Origin of the sequence: Bradyrhizobium sp. CCBAU 51753 (assembly GCF_015291565.1) — a bacterium.
Classification (GTDB): domain Bacteria; phylum Pseudomonadota; class Alphaproteobacteria; order Rhizobiales; family Xanthobacteraceae; genus Bradyrhizobium; species Bradyrhizobium ivorense.
On record NZ_CP030037.1, the window covers coordinates 4,687,438 to 4,703,638 of the forward strand.

The 16,201-nt window shown below is 63.3% G+C and carries 27 protein-coding genes; 16 read left to right on the top strand and 11 right to left on the bottom strand.

Annotation, left to right across the window (positions count from 1 at the left end; translation table 11 throughout):
- Positions 1 to 291: 291 nt before the first annotated feature.
- The gene (locus XH93_RS21155; RefSeq protein WP_194469019.1) at positions 292 to 522 is read left to right on the top strand and encodes a pentapeptide MXKDX repeat protein; all 231 of its coding nucleotides are present in this window, start codon (positions 292 to 294) and stop codon (positions 520 to 522) included.
- Between the two features lie 58 nt (positions 523 to 580).
- On the opposite strand, the gene XH93_RS21160 is transcribed toward XH93_RS21155, so the two are convergent.
- Together XH93_RS21160 and XH93_RS21165 are read right to left on the bottom strand one after the other, a co-directional pair.
- Complete coding sequence (locus tag XH93_RS21160; protein ID WP_139483770.1) at positions 581 to 937, bottom strand: DUF6481 family protein; 357 nt, start codon at positions 935 to 937, stop codon at positions 581 to 583.
- 189 nt (positions 938 to 1,126) lie between these two features.
- Positions 1,127 to 1,384 (bottom strand): hypothetical protein, encoded by a 258-nt coding sequence (locus XH93_RS21165; protein ID WP_246799724.1) that lies wholly within the window; start codon positions 1,382 to 1,384, stop codon positions 1,127 to 1,129.
- A 142-nt stretch (positions 1,385 to 1,526) separates the two neighbouring features.
- On the opposite strand from XH93_RS21165, the gene XH93_RS21170 reads away from it, so the two are divergent.
- Together XH93_RS21170 and XH93_RS21175 are read left to right on the top strand one after the other, a co-directional pair.
- Positions 1,527 to 1,736, top strand: a complete 210-nt coding sequence (locus XH93_RS21170; RefSeq protein WP_229176827.1) for a hypothetical protein — start codon at positions 1,527 to 1,529, stop codon at positions 1,734 to 1,736.
- A 134-nt stretch (positions 1,737 to 1,870) separates the two neighbouring features.
- Positions 1,871 to 2,122 carry a hypothetical protein gene (locus XH93_RS21175; RefSeq protein WP_194469020.1) on the top strand — a complete coding sequence of 84 codons (252 nt, stop codon included), beginning with the start codon at positions 1,871 to 1,873 and terminating at the stop codon, positions 2,120 to 2,122.
- Between the two features lie 13 nt (positions 2,123 to 2,135).
- Here XH93_RS21175 and XH93_RS43105 read toward each other — a convergent pair.
- Together XH93_RS43105 and XH93_RS21185 are read right to left on the bottom strand one after the other, a co-directional pair.
- A protein-coding gene (locus XH93_RS43105) for an IS5 family transposase (protein ID WP_139860511.1) occupies positions 2,136 to 2,899 on the bottom strand; the annotation gives its coding sequence in 2 pieces (ribosomal slippage) (positions 2,136 to 2,561 and positions 2,564 to 2,899; 762 coding nt in all).
- A 113-nt stretch (positions 2,900 to 3,012) separates the two neighbouring features.
- Entirely contained in the window at positions 3,013 to 3,189 is a 177-nt protein-coding gene (locus XH93_RS21185; protein ID WP_172626931.1) for a hypothetical protein, read from the bottom strand.
- A 195-nt stretch (positions 3,190 to 3,384) separates the two neighbouring features.
- Here XH93_RS21185 and XH93_RS21190 point away from each other — a divergent pair, with 195 nt between their 5' ends.
- The 3 genes from XH93_RS21190 (at position 3,385) to XH93_RS21200 (ending at position 5,464) form a co-directional block, all read left to right on the top strand.
- Positions 3,385 to 3,600: a hypothetical protein gene (locus tag XH93_RS21190; protein ID WP_139483768.1), complete on the top strand. Its 216-nt coding sequence runs from the start codon at positions 3,385 to 3,387 to the stop codon at positions 3,598 to 3,600.
- Between the two features lie 302 nt (positions 3,601 to 3,902).
- A complete protein-coding gene (locus XH93_RS21195) occupies positions 3,903 to 4,817 on the top strand; it encodes a 2-dehydro-3-deoxygalactonokinase (protein ID WP_194469021.1) in 915 nt (304 codons plus the stop codon).
- 11 nt (positions 4,818 to 4,828) lie between these two features.
- Positions 4,829 to 5,464, top strand: a complete 636-nt coding sequence (locus XH93_RS21200; protein WP_194469022.1) for a 2-dehydro-3-deoxy-6-phosphogalactonate aldolase — start codon at positions 4,829 to 4,831, stop codon at positions 5,462 to 5,464.
- Between the two features lie 44 nt (positions 5,465 to 5,508).
- Here the strand turns inward: XH93_RS21200 and XH93_RS21205 are convergent, their stop codons facing one another.
- Together XH93_RS21205 and XH93_RS21210 are read right to left on the bottom strand one after the other, a co-directional pair.
- Positions 5,509 to 6,390, bottom strand: a complete 882-nt coding sequence (locus XH93_RS21205; protein WP_194469023.1) for a GyrI-like domain-containing protein — start codon at positions 6,388 to 6,390, stop codon at positions 5,509 to 5,511.
- 92 nt (positions 6,391 to 6,482) lie between these two features.
- Positions 6,483 to 6,791, bottom strand: a complete 309-nt coding sequence (locus tag XH93_RS21210) for a hypothetical protein (protein WP_139483764.1) — start codon at positions 6,789 to 6,791, stop codon at positions 6,483 to 6,485.
- A 225-nt stretch (positions 6,792 to 7,016) separates the two neighbouring features.
- Here XH93_RS21210 and XH93_RS21215 point away from each other — a divergent pair, with 225 nt between their 5' ends.
- From XH93_RS21215 to XH93_RS21225, 3 genes are all read left to right on the top strand, one after another.
- Entirely contained in the window at positions 7,017 to 7,397 is a 381-nt protein-coding gene (locus tag XH93_RS21215; protein WP_210340392.1) for a cupin domain-containing protein, read from the top strand.
- Positions 7,397 to 7,636, top strand: a complete 240-nt coding sequence (locus XH93_RS21220) for a YdeI/OmpD-associated family protein (protein ID WP_371814761.1) — start codon at positions 7,397 to 7,399, stop codon at positions 7,634 to 7,636. Before XH93_RS21215 ends, XH93_RS21220 begins: the two co-directional genes overlap by 1 nt.
- A 544-nt stretch (positions 7,637 to 8,180) precedes the next feature.
- Entirely contained in the window at positions 8,181 to 8,426 is a 246-nt protein-coding gene (locus tag XH93_RS21225) for a hypothetical protein (protein ID WP_139483760.1), read from the top strand.
- Between the two features lie 594 nt (positions 8,427 to 9,020).
- On the opposite strand, the gene XH93_RS21230 is transcribed toward XH93_RS21225, so the two are convergent.
- Positions 9,021 to 9,398, bottom strand: a complete 378-nt coding sequence (locus XH93_RS21230) for an SH3 domain-containing protein (RefSeq protein WP_194469024.1) — start codon at positions 9,396 to 9,398, stop codon at positions 9,021 to 9,023.
- A 212-nt stretch (positions 9,399 to 9,610) separates the two neighbouring features.
- Here XH93_RS21230 and XH93_RS42775 point away from each other — a divergent pair, with 212 nt between their 5' ends.
- Positions 9,611 to 9,736, top strand: a complete 126-nt coding sequence (locus XH93_RS42775; RefSeq protein ID WP_256436471.1) for a hypothetical protein — start codon at positions 9,611 to 9,613, stop codon at positions 9,734 to 9,736.
- A 26-nt stretch (positions 9,737 to 9,762) separates the two neighbouring features.
- Here the strand turns inward: XH93_RS42775 and XH93_RS21240 are convergent, their stop codons facing one another.
- A complete protein-coding gene (locus XH93_RS21240) occupies positions 9,763 to 10,059 on the bottom strand; it encodes a hypothetical protein (RefSeq protein ID WP_194469025.1) in 297 nt (98 codons plus the stop codon).
- Positions 10,060 to 10,101: 42 nt separating this feature from the next.
- On the opposite strand from XH93_RS21240, the gene XH93_RS21245 reads away from it, so the two are divergent.
- Positions 10,102 to 10,359 carry a hypothetical protein gene (locus XH93_RS21245; protein ID WP_194469026.1) on the top strand — a complete coding sequence of 86 codons (258 nt, stop codon included), beginning with the start codon at positions 10,102 to 10,104 and terminating at the stop codon, positions 10,357 to 10,359.
- A 431-nt stretch (positions 10,360 to 10,790) separates the two neighbouring features.
- Complete coding sequence (locus tag XH93_RS21250; RefSeq protein ID WP_172626929.1) at positions 10,791 to 10,937, top strand: hypothetical protein; 147 nt, start codon at positions 10,791 to 10,793, stop codon at positions 10,935 to 10,937.
- Between the two features lie 67 nt (positions 10,938 to 11,004).
- Here XH93_RS21250 and XH93_RS21255 read toward each other — a convergent pair whose 3' ends face one another.
- Positions 11,005 to 11,868, bottom strand: coding sequence for an FkbM family methyltransferase (locus XH93_RS21255; protein ID WP_194469027.1), 864 nt, complete (start codon positions 11,866 to 11,868; stop codon positions 11,005 to 11,007).
- A 665-nt stretch (positions 11,869 to 12,533) separates the two neighbouring features.
- Between XH93_RS21255 and XH93_RS21265 the strand changes: the two genes are divergently transcribed.
- The 4 genes from XH93_RS21265 to XH93_RS21280 all read left to right on the top strand — a co-directional run bounded on the left by XH93_RS21265 (position 12,534) and on the right by XH93_RS21280 (position 13,928).
- Complete coding sequence (locus XH93_RS21265; protein WP_194469028.1) at positions 12,534 to 12,983, top strand: Hsp20 family protein; 450 nt, start codon at positions 12,534 to 12,536, stop codon at positions 12,981 to 12,983.
- A gap of 79 nt (positions 12,984 to 13,062) precedes the next feature.
- A complete protein-coding gene (locus XH93_RS21270) occupies positions 13,063 to 13,383 on the top strand; it encodes a hypothetical protein (RefSeq protein ID WP_194469029.1) in 321 nt (106 codons plus the stop codon).
- A 51-nt stretch (positions 13,384 to 13,434) separates the two neighbouring features.
- Positions 13,435 to 13,608, top strand: coding sequence for a hypothetical protein (locus XH93_RS21275; protein ID WP_194469030.1), 174 nt, complete (start codon positions 13,435 to 13,437; stop codon positions 13,606 to 13,608).
- An 89-nt stretch (positions 13,609 to 13,697) separates the two neighbouring features.
- The gene (locus XH93_RS21280; protein ID WP_194469031.1) at positions 13,698 to 13,928 is read left to right on the top strand and encodes a hypothetical protein; all 231 of its coding nucleotides are present in this window, start codon (positions 13,698 to 13,700) and stop codon (positions 13,926 to 13,928) included.
- A 1-nt stretch (position 13,929) separates the two neighbouring features.
- Here the strand turns inward: XH93_RS21280 and XH93_RS21285 are convergent, their stop codons facing one another.
- Positions 13,930 to 14,592, bottom strand: coding sequence for a GDSL-type esterase/lipase family protein (locus XH93_RS21285; protein ID WP_194469032.1), 663 nt, complete (start codon positions 14,590 to 14,592; stop codon positions 13,930 to 13,932).
- A 409-nt stretch (positions 14,593 to 15,001) separates the two neighbouring features.
- A complete protein-coding gene (locus XH93_RS21290; protein ID WP_246799259.1) occupies positions 15,002 to 16,111 on the bottom strand; it encodes an acyltransferase in 1,110 nt (369 codons plus the stop codon).
- Between the last annotated feature and the right edge of the window lie 90 nt (positions 16,112 to 16,201).

Here is a 16,201-nt window from a genome sequence, read left to right on the forward strand (position 1 = left end):
AGTTTTCTTGGATGGCTGATGCTGGATTTGAGTTTAGCCGGTCTTGGCCTGAATCTTCTCTAGTCTGATAGTTCGAGGCGCCCTGATAGGGCGGGTGGGCAGGCTGCGGCAAGCCCCGGCGATGCTGCGCCGCACACTTGGCGCGAGACCTCCGTCAATGTTCCAAACACCGGCGGCGGCACCGCCTGGGCTCAAGAATTTGTCATTGGAGGTAACAACGGATGCGGCCGGTGCGTCGAGCAAAGAGCGGCAGTCGTCGCTCTCGCAATCGACCACACAAGGACCACCATCATGACCAGCAAGACCTCTATCGGCCTCTCCGCCGCGCTCCTCTCGCTCAGCCTCGCGCTCGCGCCCGCCGCGTTCGCCCAGGACAAGATGGGCAAGGACGACGCGATGAAGAAGGACACGATGTCCAAGGATCACATGAAGAAGGACGACGGCATGATGAAGAAGGACGACGCCATGAAGAAGGACGGCGGCGCGATGATGAAGAAAGACGACGGCATGAAGAAGAACTGACGCCGTCGGCTTCGATGTCGTCCGCAGGCCCGTCGTCACGGCGGGCCTGCCGCATGGCTCAGCGCTTCTTCTTGCCGCGCTCCTTGCGCGCGGCGTAACGGGCGTCGCGCTTGGCCTTCTGCTCGGCGAGCAGAGCAGCCTCGCGCGCCTCTTGCTCTTCCTTCTCGCGTGCGATCCGGGCGGCCTCAGCCGCGGCGGCTTCTTCCTCGCGGCGCTTCTGCTCGGCCTTCTCGGCTTCACGCGCTTCCTTGGCCTTGGTGCGGCGTTCGGCGATCGCCGCGCGCTCCTCGGCACGCGCCTTCACGGCCGGATCGTCAGGTCCCGGCTGGGTGCGAAACTTGTTGAGAAGGTTTTGCCGCGCCTGCTGGGCCGCCTTCGCGCGGTCGGCAAAACCCGGTTCCTTGAAGCCACTCATAGAGGAAGCCTTGCTGCTTTCTGTTCGGGTGTTGATGGGATGGGGATTCAGTTCGGCGTTTCAATAAGTGAACGGCGGGAAAATTACCAGTGTCGAGCGAGCGCTGCGAAGCAGGGGAGATATGAGTGCACAGCAAATGCCTGCTGGTGAGCGAATGGTCACCGCGTGTCGCCTCGGCGTCTAGTTGCGCTAAATGAGTTCGCGCCGTCCGCTGCTCAGGACCTTGATGGTGAAGGGTTTGCTGCCCGGCACGTTGGTGCCCAGGACCTTGGCAACCGTCTCGGCGGTCATCGCGCGGCGGTCCGAGGCGCGCTGCGCTTCCAGCCGGTCGCGGGCCTTCTCCCTGATCAAGAGGTCGATCAGCCGGAGCCGGCTGGTCTCGTCCGTGGCCTCCGCGAGCAACCGCCGGTAACGATGATGGTCGTAGCTCGTTTCTGGTTCGCCCATTGGCACGCCCCGCATCCGCGCTCCGCTGCTTGGCCAGTTTTTCGCAAGCTGCCTTGGCGTGCAACGGCTGGTGACCGGCCGGCGCGATTTGTTGCGCGACTGTTGCAGAATTGATCGCACGCCAGCGTGCAAAGCGGTCATGATGTCGCCTAGCATGATGGACATCGTAGCGAGCATGGGCGAATCCGAAAACGGCGGCAGCCGCCGCGGCGCGTTGATCGGACTGCTGGTGGCGGTGGTCATGCTCGCCGTCGGCCTCTGGCTTGCCCGCGAACTGACCGCGGCGAGCAAGATGCAGGACTGCCTGATGTCGGGCCGGACCAACTGTAATGTGATCGAGCCGGCGCGCTGACGCTTCTTGCGGCAGTGCAGTATGGGTCCCACATCAAAGCCCAGTCCGAAATATTTGGCCAGAACTGTGATTTCAGCCACATAGGGCCAGGCGGGCTGTTCCTATCTTCGCAGAGATCGACGGGAACCAAGTCCATGATGACCATGTGGTCCAGAAAGGGCGTGGCGCTGGCGGCCGCAGTGGCGGCGGGTGCCGTTTTGGTGGCGTTGCTATCCTTCGCGATGGCGTCGCCCGAGCCGATCTCCAGCGCCGCGCTCGGGCCGGAGTGGCAATGCAGCCGGGTGGCCTTCGTGCTGACCACCTGCACCCGCACCACGGGGGCCGCGGCCGCGGCCATCGCGATCCCGGTCCGGGCAAAACAGCCGGATTGCGCTTCGGAACTTTAGGTGGTGTGGACACTTACCGCAGCCAGAGAATGATGGCTGCGAGGGTGACGACCGCCCGATAATTTCGGGCGGTCTTTTCGAAGCGGGTTGCGACGCGGCGGAATTGCTTGAGCTTTGAGAAGCAGCATTCGACGAGGTGGCGCTGGGCATAGAGATACTTGTCGAGCGGATGCTTGAGCGCTCGTGACGGGTTGTTGGGGATGACGGCGAGCGCCCCTTTGGCTGCGATGGCTTGGCGCAAGTGATCGGCGTCATAGGCCGTGTCGCCCATGACCACCTCGGCAGGCAATCCCTCGATCAATTCGGCAGCTTGCGGTGCATCGCCCTTCTGACCCGCGGTGATCGTGAACCGTACGGGACATCCCAAGCCGCGAACGGCCATATGTATCTTGGTGCTCAGGCCGCCGCGCGAACGGCCAATTGCCTGATCTTCAGACCCCCTTTTTTGGCCCCGGCAGCATGCTGATGGGCTCGGACGATGGTGGAATCGACGATCAAATATTCGAAGTCGGGGTCATCGGACATCGCCTCGAAGATGCGGCACCAGACGCCTTTGGCGCTCCATCGACTGAAGCGCCGGAACACGCTGTTCCAGTCCCCGAACGCCTCCGGAAGATCACGCCAGGGAGCGCCCGTACGCACGATCCAAAGCACACCCTCCACGAACATCCGATTGTCGCGGCCGGTCGAGCCCTTCTGGTCAGGCCGGCCTATGATCAGCGGCGCCATCCGCTCCCACGCCGCGTCGCTCAACACCAGCCGATCCATCACACCCAAGACTGCCTCCCCAAAAGCAATCTTGAATCTGATTTGCCCCTAAAAGGGAATCCCTAGAGTCCACACCACCTAGCGGGTGGGAACTCGGGCCGCGGGGGCGGGCGCTGCCGAAATCACTTCTTGCCGGCTCCGCGCGACTTGATCGACAGACCGAGCCGCATCGCCATCTTCTTGATTCGCTCGGGCGAGCGTCCGGTGGCCCGGACGACCTCTTCCAGCGACTTCGAGGCGCGCGCCAGCTCCATCAATCGACGGTCCTCCTTGAACGACCAGCGCGGCTTCCGGGCCATGGTACTGCTATCCTCGCTTCATTTCGCCAACAAAGCCGCCAAGCAGAATCGCCTGACGGCTTTGCCGGTGTGGGCCCGGACCTTGGGGAAATGTCCGGTGGATAAGCAATACTGCTTCCGGATGAGGTCGCAATTGAAACCGGAATTTAACCTAACCGATCAAGGTTACCTTGTTTGAGCGTGGCAGGAGGCCTTATGCGCAAGGTCGCCATTTGGAGTGCCGCAGCATTTTGCCTGACCGGGTGCTGGTCCGAACCGGAGGTGACGGGATCGACCAACAGCTGCACGGCCAATTTATACAGCCGGTATAATCCGAAGGTCATGGAGCAGTGCGTCAACGCCTGCATCAAGTGTGACCGCGGCAACGTCACCACCTGCACGACCTCCTGTACGCTGAAGGGTGCGCGGTAGTCCGATCCCGCAAAATCCCGGACGCGACGAGAGGCCCGGCCCGACGGTGTTGCTCGGGCGGTTTTGCTATGCGCTCGCGTCAAACTGCTTGTTCAGTGTCATCACCCGCGCATGCGGGTGATCCAGTATTCCAGAGGCAGTCATTATTGAGCCGTGAGGTCCCGGCGTACTGGATCGCCCGGTCAAGCCGGGCGATGACAGTGTAGACGACCTGCGCCTTGCACGATGCCGGCAACGGCTTTATCGCATCCGGGTGGCGGTATCGGCGCAGCACCAAAACCTTGCAGCATGGGACCGACGGAATGAGCGACGCGGCCTATGTTGCGGTCGACTGGGGTACCAGCAGCTTTCGGCTCTGGCTGATGGACGCTGAAGGCCGCGTGCTCGGCGAGCGCCGCAGCGACGAGGGCATGATGGTGGCTGCGCAGCGCGGCTTTGCCGTGGTGCTGCAATCGCATCTCGATGCGCTCGATGTCGCGGCGGATCTCCCGGTCGTGGTCTGCGGCATGGCCGGCGCAAGGCAGGGCTGGGTCGAGGCCGGTTATGTCGACACGCCGGCGCGCCTCTCCGATATCCTCGACGGCGCCGTAGCGGTCGGCGGGCAGGCGCGCGACATCAAGATCCTGCCCGGGATCGCGCAGCGCGATGCCGGTGATCCCGACGTGATGCGGGGCGAGGAGACCCAGCTGCTCGGTGCGTTCGGCGCCGATGCGCGTGACGACGCGATCGTGTGCATGCCGGGAACCCATTCCAAATGGGTGCATGTGCGGGCAGGGACCGTCGAGCGCTTCGCGACCTTCATGACCGGCGAGTTGTTCAGCGCCATCGCGCGCGACACCATTTTGGCGCACGCCATCGCCGGTGCCGCGGAGGCGATTGATCGGGACGCGTTCGGCTCGGCCGTCGCAGCTGCGTTTGCCGCGCCGGCGCGCGCGGCCAATCTGCTGTTTCGGGTGCGATCGCGGCAGCTTCTGCTCGGCGGCAGCGCGGCGGCGGCACGCGAGACGATCTCGGGCACGTTGATCGGCGCCGAACTGGCGGCGGGGCTGGCCGGCCACGTGCCGGGAAGCGCGATCACGCTGATTGCATCGGGACGGCTGCAGTTGCTGTACCAGCTGGCGCTCGAGACGCTTTCGATTCCGCTGCATTGCATCGATGCCGATGATGCCGTCCGGCGCGGCCTGTCCAGGGCCGCGGCGGCGATCTGGAAACACTGAGGGACCAACGCATGAGCATTCCGTTCCCGCCGATGCCGCGTCCGCTGGTCGCTATTCTGCGCGGCGTCAAGCCGGACGAGGCAGCCGGCATCGTGAGCGCGCTGATCGAGGCCGGCATGACCGCGATCGAGATTCCGCTCAACTCGCCGGATCCGTTTCGTTCGATCGAGATCGCGGTGAAGCGCGCGCCGGCCGATGTGCTGATCGGCGCCGGCACCGTGCTGTCGGCGGCCGAGGTCGATCGTCTCCATGATGCCGGCGGCCGGCTGCTGGTGTCGCCGAACGTCGATGTCGAGGTGCTGTCCCGCGCCAGGGACCACGCCATGATCACGCTGCCCGGCGTGTTCTCGCCGACGGAAGCGCTGCTGGCGGCCCGCGCCGGCGCGTCGGGCCTAAAATTCTTTCCGGCGAGCGTGTTGGGGCCGGCCGGCATCACCGCGATCCGCGCCGTGCTGCCGCCGGACTTGATGGTCGCCGCGGTCGGCGGCGTCTCCGACGCCAATTTTGCCGACTATGTGAAGGCCGGCATTCGCGCCTTTGGCCTCGGCAGCAGTCTCTACAAGCCGGGCATGACGCCCGCGGACATTGCTGTCCGCGCCAAGGTCACGATCGAGGCGTATGACAAAGCGGTGCAAGCCGCGGGTTAGAGCGGCCTGCCGTTTGCTGCAATCGGATGGTAGAGGCGGCGGCGCTACTTCAGCGGCAAGAACAGTTCGGCGACCGCCTCATGCTCCGGCACTTCCGGGAAGAAGCTCAGCCGCTGGCAATAGATCGGGAAGCCGCGGGCTTCCTCGCCGCTGGCCGGAAGCCAGTCGCGATAGAGGTAGAGCGCGGCGGGCTCCAGATTGTCGGTGTTGCCGACGACGCGCAGCACCGCACAGCGTCCGCCGGGGATCTCGCCGGCCTTGATCTGCTCGCCGTGCGCTTCGATGGGTTGGTCGGTCCCGACGCAGAGGTCCACGCTATAGTTGGCGGGCGACGCCGGACGCCGCTCGGAACGCCAGACATTGAAGGTCGGATTTGTCCTGGGGTGCAGGCCGGCGGCCTTGCGCCACGCGATGAAGCGCTGGATGGTGGCGCCGAGCATTGCCGGGTCGCCGCGATGCTCCATGATCGCCACCGCTGTCGGGGGCACATCGCGTATCGTCACGTCGTCAGCAGTAAAGGTCTTCTGCATGAGCTTGCTCCTCGCGTTGTCGAGAGGCCCGAAGGCCGCAAGCCACGGCTCCCAGTCGGGAGATTTTTGGAACGACGAAGGCGATTGCCCAAACCGTTGCCGAAAGGCGCGGGCGAAGGCGTCCGGTGCGTCGTAACCGGCATCCATCGCGACATCCGTGACGCTTTGGGCATCCCGGTAAGCCAGCCGGTATGAAGCGCGCTTCATGCGGGCGAGCTGGATATAGCGATGCACCGACAGTCCGAAGGTCGCGGTGAACTGCCGGTGGAAATGATATTTCGAGTAGGCTGCGATGCTGCTCAGCGCATCCAGGTCCAGATCGTCGTCAAGATGCCGGTCGATGTGATCCAGCACCCGCTGCATCCGGGCATGGTAGTCCTGCAGCGCCGCCTTCATCGTCCTGTCCTCCGTGGCGGCACCAGCTAAGCGCAGGCGGACACGATGCGCTCGACCGATCTTGCGGTTTTGGTCCCGCGTGCGCGATGAGATCAGTCGTCTCCGCGTTTGCCGCCATCTATCACCCGAAACAGTGGCGCCGCCTCGCGGGGATGCTCGAGCAGCTCGTCGACCATGGCGATGGCCGCCGCAACGTATTTTCCGGTCGCGGCATCCAGCGGCCGCTCGGCTTCGTCTGACAGCGCAAGCTTGGCGCCTTCGAGCAGCTGGCGGGTTCGGGTCGCCTGCTCATCGCCGGCGGTGAGCGAGGCCCGCGCGATCGAGCGCAGCACGAACAGTTCGCCCTCCAGCCGCAGCAGGCGGTCGTTCAGCTTGCTCAGGACGGTGTTCAGGTTCCGCATGATGTCCTCTCGGGCGGGGGCGCTCGTCAGCCGAAGCCGGCCATACAGGCTTACATCGTCGTTTCTTTACACAGTCCTTCCTGACGAGATTCTTGTGCTGGGTGACGGCGGGACCGGCCACGCACCATCCGGTTCGTTGCCGGGCCATTTCTAGATCGCGGCGGACGTCCTAGACTGACGCTGCGAAGCGGTGGGCTTGATCGCCGCCGTCACGGGGAGAGCGAAGTGATCGATGCATTGAAGGCCTGGCCGCTCGGCGCCGCCAACGAGATCGAGGGACGCACCACCGGCGCCGAGACGTCGGTGATCGTCGTCGACATGCCGCCCGGGCCGGGGCCGGCCTTGCACCGGCATCCCTATGCGGAGACCTTCATCCTGCTCGAGGGCCGCGCCCGCTTCAAGATCGAGGGCAGACAGATCGAGGCCTCCGCCGGGTCGGTGCTGGTGGCCCCGCCGCATGCGGCGCACACCTTCGAAAATCCCGGACCGGGCCGCCTGCTGCAGGTCGACATCCACGCCTCCGACCGCTTCATCACCGAATGGCTGGTGCCGGAGGCCGAGCGCCCGCAGGGCCAGGTCGCCGCCCCGCGCGAAAGCAAGGCGTGATGCCAAAACGCCCGCGCGCGGTGATGCCGGCCGGCATCCGTCGCGAACTCGACGCGGCCGGCCTGATGCAGGCGTTCAAGGCGCGTCCGCCGTACCAGCGCAACGACTATCTGCACTGGATCGCCCGCAGCGTGCGTCCGGCGACGCAGCGCAAGCGCATCGACCAGATGCTGGATGAATTGCGGGCAGGTGGGGTTTACATGGGCATGGCGCATCCGCCGAGCAAACCGACGACATGACCGGCGATCGATCGAAGCGAGCAGGGGCGATGCGTGCTGCCCTGGCAGTTGGCCTGCTGCTGATTCTGGGGGCGACGGTGGACGCCGCACCGGCGCACCATCCTCGCGCCCGCCAGCCCGGGGCCGCCCGTCCGCCCGCCGAGGTGAGGCCGCCGGCCCGCTTCGCGGTCCCCGGCTGGAGCGACGAATCGACCCGGCAGTGGCTCGATCAAGCCTCCTGCTGCGTCGGAGGCGGCTAGCCGAGGCTCCAACAAGCGCCTTGGCTAACCCGGGCGCGGCCGATCTCCCTGAATTCCGTCCCCGCTTGGCCCGATTTGTGCCTGTGCAACAGCAATCATTAGGGGCAGGCATGATTGCTGAACATTTTTTAGTCTGGGCCGGGCTTTTGGGCGTTGTCACGTTCCTCGCACTCAATTCCGAGGGGCAAAAACGCGGCTAGCGGGCGCAGATTGTGCAAACGATGCGACTGCAGGCAGGACCTGGTCGTGACGCTAGGAACCGGGGTGGGCACGCGCTGTTGATCCTCGCACAGGAGGTAGACAGCATGTATCTGAAACCGTTCATTGCGGCGACGGCATTGGTATTCGCCTCGTCGGCGTTCGCGCAGGGTGTTTCCACCAAGACGCCTGGGCACCAGATGCAGAACGCAACGAAATCAACCGCGCCCGGCGCGTCTGAATATGCGCCGGGTCACAAGATGCATAAGGCGACCAAATCAACGGCGCCCGGTGCATCCGAATATGCTCCAGGTCATCAGACCACCGGCAGCAGTACCCGTACGCGCCGTTGAGACGTACCCGGAAGGGCCCCAGCATCGGGGCCCTCTTTTTTGACGGTACGGATTGCGAGGTATCATGGGTCGTCGATGGCTTCGCCGGCGCGCCAAAGAGCACAACGCCGCTGCGGCCGAGTATGATGGCTGAGCGGCGTTGCCTCCGCGCTGGGCCCTGAAATCCCCAGCATTGCTGTGTCTGTAACGCGGACGCCCGAGTTCGAACAATCCGTGATCACACGGGCCGCCTCGCAGGTTTCCGGATCATGCCCTAGTGCCGGGCGATCGACTGATGGTCGCCGACCTTCTTGTGCGTTGGCGGCGGGCCGATGGTCACCGATATCATTGCTGCGATGGCCAGGGCTGCCAGGACGGCGCCGGCAAGTGGCCGGTCGGTCTTGCGCCGGATCACATCGTGAGTTCGAGCTTGCGCATCTCCTGCAGGCGAGCCAGGCAATAGTCTCGGTACAATGCGTTGATGACGTCCCACATGACCAATCCCCTTTGGTTCAATGGTGACAGCCTAGACCCGGATTGTTTCGGGCCGGCTTCGCGCCGCGCGGAAAATGGTTTCGTGGCCCCCCGAAACCGGTGGCGTGCAGCCACGCGGCGTCATCGACAGACGATGAATTTCCGGATCACCCAGCCCAGCGGGCGGGCGGTGGCGTCGGCGATATAGACCCACAGCTCGCCGCCGCGGTCCCTTGCCTGATCGAGGATCCGCGCGCGGGTTCCGTTCGCGACGGTGCCGACGATGGTGCCGTTCGGGGACGTGCGCAGGTTCAACGGAGTCGATGTCGGATCGGCGATGACGCAGTTGGTGCTGGCCGTGCTCTCGCCGCGGCCCCGATCGGGCGTCTCGCGGGTCCCTGACAGCGATTTCTCGTCATTGCCGACGCTGCCGCCGCTACTGCCGGCCTGCGCCAGCGCCGCCTGCGGGCTCGCGAGCAGCACCGCGGTGCAGACCACCAGATCACGCAATGTTGGCATCGGACGGGCTCACCGGCGGGTGAAGAGGGCGGGATCAGCATGGACCAGCGGCAAAATTGGCGTCAACATCCGCCGTGATGGAATGCAGCCGGCAATATCGATCGTTTGGAGCACCCGCGATGCGCTCGGTTCTGGCTCTTGGTCTGCTGGTCATGCTGTGCGTGCCGGCGGATGCGGCTCCGCGCCGCCACCCCCGCGCGCGCGAGCCCGTGGTGACCCGTCCACCCGCGGAGGCGCCCCAGCCCCGGCCGGGCGCCCGCTTCGCGGTGCCGGGCTGGAGCGACGAGTCGACGCAACGCTGGCTCGACAAGGCCACGGAGGGTCTCGGCGGCGGCTAGTCGGCGCGGGCCGCGCGCCATCCCGCTCAGCCCTCGTCGTCCGCCCCCTCGTCCTCGGCGCTGGAGGCCGAGCGGCCGCTGAACCGGCGCGACACCGCGGTGGCCCGGCCCGGCTGCATGCTCTCCATCTCGCGCATCTCCTTGCGCAGCCGCCGCGCCGCGCGCATCGCCTTCTTGATGTGCGGATTGGGCGAGTCCTCGTCGAAGAACAGCACCACCTCGCAGCTCGGGCACTGGCGCGAATAACCGCTCTGCAGGCGCTTGGCGCGATCGCGAAACACGTTCTTGCAGCGGGTGCAGCGGATCTGGACGGAATCTTCCATGACGGTCCTGCCCGGTCGCGGCGGCGGTCGGCGTCACCCACCGTGGAGAAAAGAAAAAACAACGAGGGGAAAACCATTGTCGATCAATCTTCACAAATCGTGAAACGGATGATGCATCCGTCACGGGCGGCCATTCGCGCGCGCTGCCGTGGTCGTGATGTCGAGGCCTATCTTGCAGGATGCGGCAATGGCGCGGCGCAACGCGGGCGCGTGGCGCGCGAGGAATTTTGCATCTTCACCTTTTTCCAGGCTGATGTGAGCTGTTTCACGCGCATCGGCGGCCGATCCGCTGCAGATTAGAGCTTGGACGCGAACAGAAGGAGTCGCGGACATGAGCGCAAAGCCATCAAGTGGAATTCCTGACTGGCTGACGACGGATCTGATCGTCATTGCGGTCGCTCTCGCAATCATTGCGTTCGGCGTGTGGATCGATCCGTGGTAGCCGTTGCCATCCCAGGGCGCAGGCCTGCGCACATTGCGGCGGTCGGCGCCCTGCCAGGGTCAAACCAGCGAAAACAACCCCATGCAAAGTAGCCGGCGGCTGCCGGCGCCGATACGGCCGCTTGACACGTCGGGCAAGTCAGGGGTATTCTTCCAATATTCCGAAATTGTGCCGGCGCCGGACCGGCCGCGAAAACGCCGCGAGGATGGCCACGTGGCGCATTGACGGCTGCGGGTCCCGTTGTCCATCATCCGACCCTTAGCGCGGTGAGGTTCCGGGAGTGGCAGCCATGGTACAGAACATCGTCGCCGGACTAGTCGTCGTCGCCCTGATCGTGATTGCCGCGATCAGCTACGCCCAGGAGCACCAGGAGTGCTGGAGCGGGCACATCATCAAGACCTTGAAGCCGTGCGGATCGGTCACCCCGTCGATCTAGCGGGCTTGGGCGAACGGCGGGAGGAGGGGCGGCATCGCCGCACGGAATGGCGGCCCGGTCTCTGATGTCAAGACGACCGCTTGGCGTGAAAATCAAACCACTCGCCGAGGCGATTCTTGCCGGCGCGTTCGTCGATGTCCTTCAGGAATGCCCAGAGCCGTCTCACTTCGCTGACCGAGCGCCACCGGCCGGGCGTGTCCTCGGCGAATGGACCGGACGCGCCCAAAGGAAATTTCCGGCCTTGGAAAGACCGTACACCCAACGTTCGTTTGATCGCTGCCCTCAACGCCTTCTTGGGAAAACCAGTGAGCAAGCCATCAATTCTCATCAACGATGGAACCGGCTGCGCGCGCGTCACCTGGCTGATGATCTTGAACTGCCGATATCCCAGCGAGTCGAGCAGATCGAGATCGATCCCGCCATCCTTGTGTGACATTTCGATAGACAGATAGGGAGGCGCGGTATGGCTGGTGAAACCTCTCACGCAACACCGGTCATTACCTTCAATATCCACCTTGCAATAAAGCGGAACGCCAAACTCTTCGACTATCGAGGAAAATCTTCGGGTTGCTATTTGCACGGCGCGATGAGGCGTCCCGTCGCGCGACGGTATGCTTTTGTTGAAGGACGACCACTCGGTAACGTCTGACATCCAGAATTCAGCTGTGCCATCGTCGTCCGCCACTCCGACCTCCAGCAGAGTGTAACGACCTTCTCGGATTTCCGGTTCGAACTTCCCCCTCAGCTTTTCAGCCAGGACCGGGCTCGCCTCTATGCCGAGTACCCGGTATCCCCGCCAGAGATAATAGGCGGAGTCGGTTCCGTCATTTACGCCCACATCGTATATCAGGTCGTTCGCACCCACTTTTCGCTCTGCCGCTAAATGCGCCCTTGCAGCTAGCGACATATCGCTCGGCTCTGCTCTTGCCATCGTGGCCCCTCGCAACCGCTGATCGTGTTCGAAGCGATAGTGGCGCAGCGGCAAGGCCTAAGTGAGGCGCAGGTGGGAACCGTTGGTGGAGAGCAAGCCCGTGGGCGCCCGGATAGCTGAAAGTAGGGAGGTAAGAGCCGGGTGAAGCAACGCACCAGGAGTGGCAGCCGTGGTGCAAAACATCGGCGCCGGTCTTATCGCAGGCGCCTTGATCGTGATTGCCGCGATCAGCTACGCCCAGGAACACCAGGAGTGCTGGAGCGGGCACATCATCAAGCCCTGCGGATCGGTCACGCCGTCGATCTGGCGAGCGCGGCTGGCCGGACGGCGCAGGAGAGATCAAAGCAGAGTGCCGTGGTTTCTAGTTCGCCTTCGAGACGAAAGCCGTCCGCCGGCGCAGGCCGCAGCCTGCGGTCATCCGGATCGATGCAGATAGGATGGGTAGTGGTGCAGCATGGAGCAACTACGGCCCGCCCGGTTGGCCGGAGGGTTCACCATCCCGATTAGCCGAAAAAAAATGTTGTGCCCCTTGAAACTTTTTTCGATCTGACAAATTTTGTTGTCGCCGCACACGCGGTGAGGGCGCCTTCGGGGCCCTGGAAGGCGGGCGCCGGAAGGTGTCCGGCGCCAGCTCGTACCCATCTTGCTCTAAGGAGGATTTGGCTATGAGGTATGATTGGACTCCCCTGTGGAGGTCGACCATCGGTTTCGACCGCCTTTTTGACGTTCTCGACGAGGCCCAGCGGACCGCCGAGGAAAGCTATCCCCCGTACAATATCGAACGGCTCGATGAGAACCGTTTCCAGATCTCGGTGGCGCTCGCCGGATTCACGCCGGATGAGGTTGTCCTTTCCGCCGAGCAGAACGTGCTGACACTGGAAGGCCACAAGAACGAGAAGGAGGGCAAGACCTTCCTGCATCGCGGCATCTCGACCCGCAATTTCAAGCGCCAGTTCACGCTGGCCGACCACGTCGAGGTCAAGGGCGCTCGCTTTGAGAACGGCCTCCTCGTGATCGACTTGCAGCGCGAAATTCCGGAGGCGATGAAGCCGCGTCGCATTGCGATCAACGGCGCGAGCACGGCGGCAACCCAGATCGAAGCCAAAGCCGCCTGAGCGGTTCCAGCACTAGGTCGAAGCCGCGCGAGCGCGCTCGCGCGGCGCCCATCAACTCGTCCCAGAAATGGAGGCAATCATGCGGCCGACGACCGCCCCTATCGACAATGTCATCGAATTCGGCGTGCGATCTTGCGGGAAATATGCGCGTCCAGACGATGTGCTGGCGGATTGCTCGCTGACCAAGGAGGAGAAGCGGGAGCTTCTGGCCTCCTGGGCATCTGATGCCTGCGCGGTTACATCGAAGCCTTCTTTCAGAACACCCCTCGGGTTGAAGCTGCCGATCGAGGTCGACGAGATACTCAGGGCACTTTCCAGGCTCGACGACAAGGGTCCGCGCCACCCACCCGGCGGCACGCCGAAGCGATTGCAAACCACGGATCGAGCTTTGGCGGCTTAGGGGGCGGACATGAACGAAGTCAGACTGCCGCGGCCACGGAGGAGCATCGCTATGGGTGATACTCGCGAATTTCTCATCCGAAGCAGCGAAAAGGTCATCGGGCACTACCAGTTCTTGCTCGAAACTGCGACTTCCGGCGTAGAGCGAGAGCGCTTTCGACGCAGGATCGAGGAGGAAAAGAGACTCCTCGATGCCCTGACATTCGAAGAAAAGCAGGCGGCTTGAGAGCCGGGCGGCCCACCGAGTGCAGGGTCACTGCCTTGCACTCGCCTTGTCAGGAGAAGCGCGGCCGGCGCCGGGCCGGGAGGTATCCGGTGTTCAGAACGATGATCTGCGCGAAGGATCTGGAGCTGATCGCTCTCCGGGAAATCCAGAGCTTCCCGGGAGGTGAGCACGTCGCTCTTGTTGAGGTCGATCGACCGCACGGTGATTGGTCGCTGGCCGTCATAGCACGGGACGGTGCCGACTTTGAGCAGATCCGATCGGCTGTCGAAACAACGACCCGGCGGCTGAAGCAAAAATACTCCTTGCGCGCCGACTGGTGAGCTACAGGGATTTTTCGAAGGCCTGGTCCAGTGCCCGGAGCGCGACGGGCCGCATCAAGGCGTAACCTGCAACGTTGGGATGGACGCCATCAGGCATGATGGCCGCCTTTTTGGCGTCATCCATCGCTCCGAATGCGGTTCGATAGTCGGCAAAGACGTGCCCCCGCGTTCTTGCAATATCCTCGATCCAGCTATTCATGCGCCGGATCCAGGGTTTGGCATCGACTTCCGGCGCCCATGCGAATTGGTCGTAATCGGCGTAGTTGCCGAGGATCACCCGCAGGCCATGCGCATCCGCAAGTGTCAGCATCGCCAGCACGTTGTTCTGATAGTCGCCGAAGGTCGTCGGGCCGGTATTGCCGGCGATGTCGTTGCAGCCGCAGAGAATGTGAACCACCCTGGGCCCGAGTGCGACGACATCCGCCATGAAACGCAGCAGTATCTGAGGCGAGGTCTGCCCACCGATGCCACGCCCGACAATCCCATTCGAGAACAACTCGGGATCGACCTGAGGCCATGCCTCGGTCAGGGAATCCCCGATGAACACCGCGCGCGGCGGCGCCGTTATCGCGGCATTGCTGTCCCGGTAATGACCAAGGTTGGGCCAGTCCTGAGCGCCGCTGGTGGCTCCACTTAGATGCTCGACCATTCCGGTTGGGCTCATCACGCAAGCTCCCTAACGTAGTTCAATCGAAGCCTCGATTTTCCGGCCCGCTTAGCCATGCGGCTTTCCGGCCGTCCCCTCGAATGGCGCGTCGGACATCCGACCCTCGGCCATTGCCTCTACGGTCTCGATAAGGCGCTGACGCGTTGCTCGATTCTTGATCGAGCGAAATGCTCGCAGCAGTCGGAAAATATCTGCTGCGTCTTGAGCAAGTTGTTCCTTCGTCAAAAAATAGTCCCCGTGACAATTCGGCGGGATGCCTCATCCGCAGTAGGCTGGAGAATCGCACCTGATAACAATGAAACCAAATCTACCGCGAGCCATCTGTGTTTCAATCAGGAGGTGGGGCCGTGGTTTTACGGGCCCTCGACTTGGCGGGAGAGGGGTCGACGGATCACCACGGATTGGCCTAGCCCGGATTCATCTGGCCCTTAGCTTGCGGGACGATGCGCCACTTTCGTAGAGCGTCGCGCGCCGGACGCTCGATTAGGATGTAGCTGCAGACCGAGGCGGCAAACGTCGCCGCGATCAGCGCGGCGTGGATCCACAGGGACCAGCCGGCCCACCGCCCGAAGATGCGCGCAAACGCTATAGCCACGATGAAGTGCACCATGTAGATCGAATAGGAGATCAGCCCGAGGAAGTGCAGCGGCCGTGCGCCGAGCAAGCGGGAAGGTCCAGAGTTTGAATCCGAGGCAGCCAGTACGATGAACGGGAACAGAAATACCACCATCTGCGGCTCTATGTAGGCCGTGTACGAAAGCGTCAGCACCGCCACAAAGCACAACCAAAGGGCGGGTGAGAATCGAGTGCAGAGCGAGTGCAATTGGTCGCGCTGTTCGAAGCTCCAGAACGCGATCCACCCGGCTGTAAATGCTGAAGTCCCCCGCAGCGCATTGCCCCAAGGCCGCCAGGCATTCACGGCGTTAGTCACCGGGTTCACGAGCCAGGTCTCGGAAAACAGCAGGGTTACATAAGAGACGGCTGTCAGCGCCGCAAAGAGCAGAAGTTTGACGTTTTCGGATCGCGGTGGCGTCAGACGCAGCAAGAGCGGGAACAAAAGAAGATAGCACAGCCACTCGATCGACACCGACCACGCCTGCGTATTCCAATGGACGCCCGTTCCTATGATCGGCCAGTCGTTCACCATCAACACTTGCCGGACAAAATCGGAAAGGGCCGAGTGCGCGGGATAGGTCGCGCGAAGGACCTGGGAGGGTAGGGTGAATGCGGCCCCGACAACTACCAGCGTGAGAAAGTATAGAGGGTAGATACGAGCCACCCTTGCCGTCAGATAAGGCGCGAAGCGAAAGCTCGTACCGCTGTAGACGTATGAAAGCGTGAATCCGCTCAGGTAAAAGAAGAGATCAACTGCTGCGGTATGCCAGCGGAAAAAGTGCTCAAGGTGATAAGGCAGCGCGGGGTTAAAATGCCCTAGCATGACGACGAGCGCTGCTACGCCGCGCAATCCGGTTAGCGCCCTAAGATTCGGGCGCGGTTCAATATGCTGAAAATTCAAAGTCGGGCGCCTATTCCTGAAATGGCGCGAGCCTACCACCACAACCAGGCTTCGGCCATCCACCGATCAGCCAAGACGGAATTCTCGTTA

What these genes read in the sequence shown, in the direction of transcription:
- XH93_RS21190 (WP_139483768.1), top strand. Translation starts at nt 3,385, where the DNA reads ATGCGCAAGGTCGCCATTTGGAGTGCCGCAGCATTTTGCCTGACCGGG.
- XH93_RS21170 (WP_229176827.1), top strand. Translation starts at nt 1,527, where the DNA reads ATGTCGCCTAGCATGATGGACATCGTAGCGAGCATGGGCGAATCCGAA.
- XH93_RS21165 (WP_246799724.1), bottom strand. Translation starts at nt 1,384, where the DNA reads ATGGGCGAACCAGAAACGAGCTACGACCATCATCGTTACCGGCGGTTG.
- XH93_RS21210 (WP_139483764.1), bottom strand. Translation starts at nt 6,791, where the DNA reads ATGCGGAACCTGAACACCGTCCTGAGCAAGCTGAACGACCGCCTGCTG.
- XH93_RS21230 (WP_194469024.1), bottom strand. Translation starts at nt 9,398, where the DNA reads ATGCCAACATTGCGTGATCTGGTGGTCTGCACCGCGGTGCTGCTCGCG.
- XH93_RS21265 (WP_194469028.1), top strand. Translation starts at nt 12,534, where the DNA reads ATGAGGTATGATTGGACTCCCCTGTGGAGGTCGACCATCGGTTTCGAC.
- XH93_RS21275 (WP_194469030.1), top strand. Translation starts at nt 13,435, where the DNA reads ATGGGTGATACTCGCGAATTTCTCATCCGAAGCAGCGAAAAGGTCATC.
- XH93_RS21220 (WP_371814761.1), top strand. Translation starts at nt 7,397, where the DNA reads ATGCCAAAACGCCCGCGCGCGGTGATGCCGGCCGGCATCCGTCGCGAA.
- XH93_RS21240 (WP_194469025.1), bottom strand. Translation starts at nt 10,059, where the DNA reads ATGGAAGATTCCGTCCAGATCCGCTGCACCCGCTGCAAGAACGTGTTT.
- XH93_RS21185 (WP_172626931.1), bottom strand. Translation starts at nt 3,189, where the DNA reads ATGGCCCGGAAGCCGCGCTGGTCGTTCAAGGAGGACCGTCGATTGATG.
- XH93_RS21175 (WP_194469020.1), top strand. Translation starts at nt 1,871, where the DNA reads ATGATGACCATGTGGTCCAGAAAGGGCGTGGCGCTGGCGGCCGCAGTG.
- XH93_RS21285 (WP_194469032.1), bottom strand. Translation starts at nt 14,592, where the DNA reads ATGAGCCCAACCGGAATGGTCGAGCATCTAAGTGGAGCCACCAGCGGC.
- XH93_RS21155 (WP_194469019.1), top strand. Translation starts at nt 292, where the DNA reads ATGACCAGCAAGACCTCTATCGGCCTCTCCGCCGCGCTCCTCTCGCTC.
- XH93_RS21160 (WP_139483770.1), bottom strand. Translation starts at nt 937, where the DNA reads ATGAGTGGCTTCAAGGAACCGGGTTTTGCCGACCGCGCGAAGGCGGCC.
- XH93_RS21200 (WP_194469022.1), top strand. Translation starts at nt 4,829, where the DNA reads ATGAGCATTCCGTTCCCGCCGATGCCGCGTCCGCTGGTCGCTATTCTG.
- XH93_RS21205 (WP_194469023.1), bottom strand. Translation starts at nt 6,390, where the DNA reads ATGAAGGCGGCGCTGCAGGACTACCATGCCCGGATGCAGCGGGTGCTG.
- XH93_RS21250 (WP_172626929.1), top strand. Translation starts at nt 10,791, where the DNA reads ATGGTACAGAACATCGTCGCCGGACTAGTCGTCGTCGCCCTGATCGTG.
- XH93_RS21225 (WP_139483760.1), top strand. Translation starts at nt 8,181, where the DNA reads ATGTATCTGAAACCGTTCATTGCGGCGACGGCATTGGTATTCGCCTCG.
- XH93_RS21270 (WP_194469029.1), top strand. Translation starts at nt 13,063, where the DNA reads ATGCGGCCGACGACCGCCCCTATCGACAATGTCATCGAATTCGGCGTG.
- XH93_RS21255 (WP_194469027.1), bottom strand. Translation starts at nt 11,868, where the DNA reads ATGGCAAGAGCAGAGCCGAGCGATATGTCGCTAGCTGCAAGGGCGCAT.
- XH93_RS21195 (WP_194469021.1), top strand. Translation starts at nt 3,903, where the DNA reads ATGAGCGACGCGGCCTATGTTGCGGTCGACTGGGGTACCAGCAGCTTT.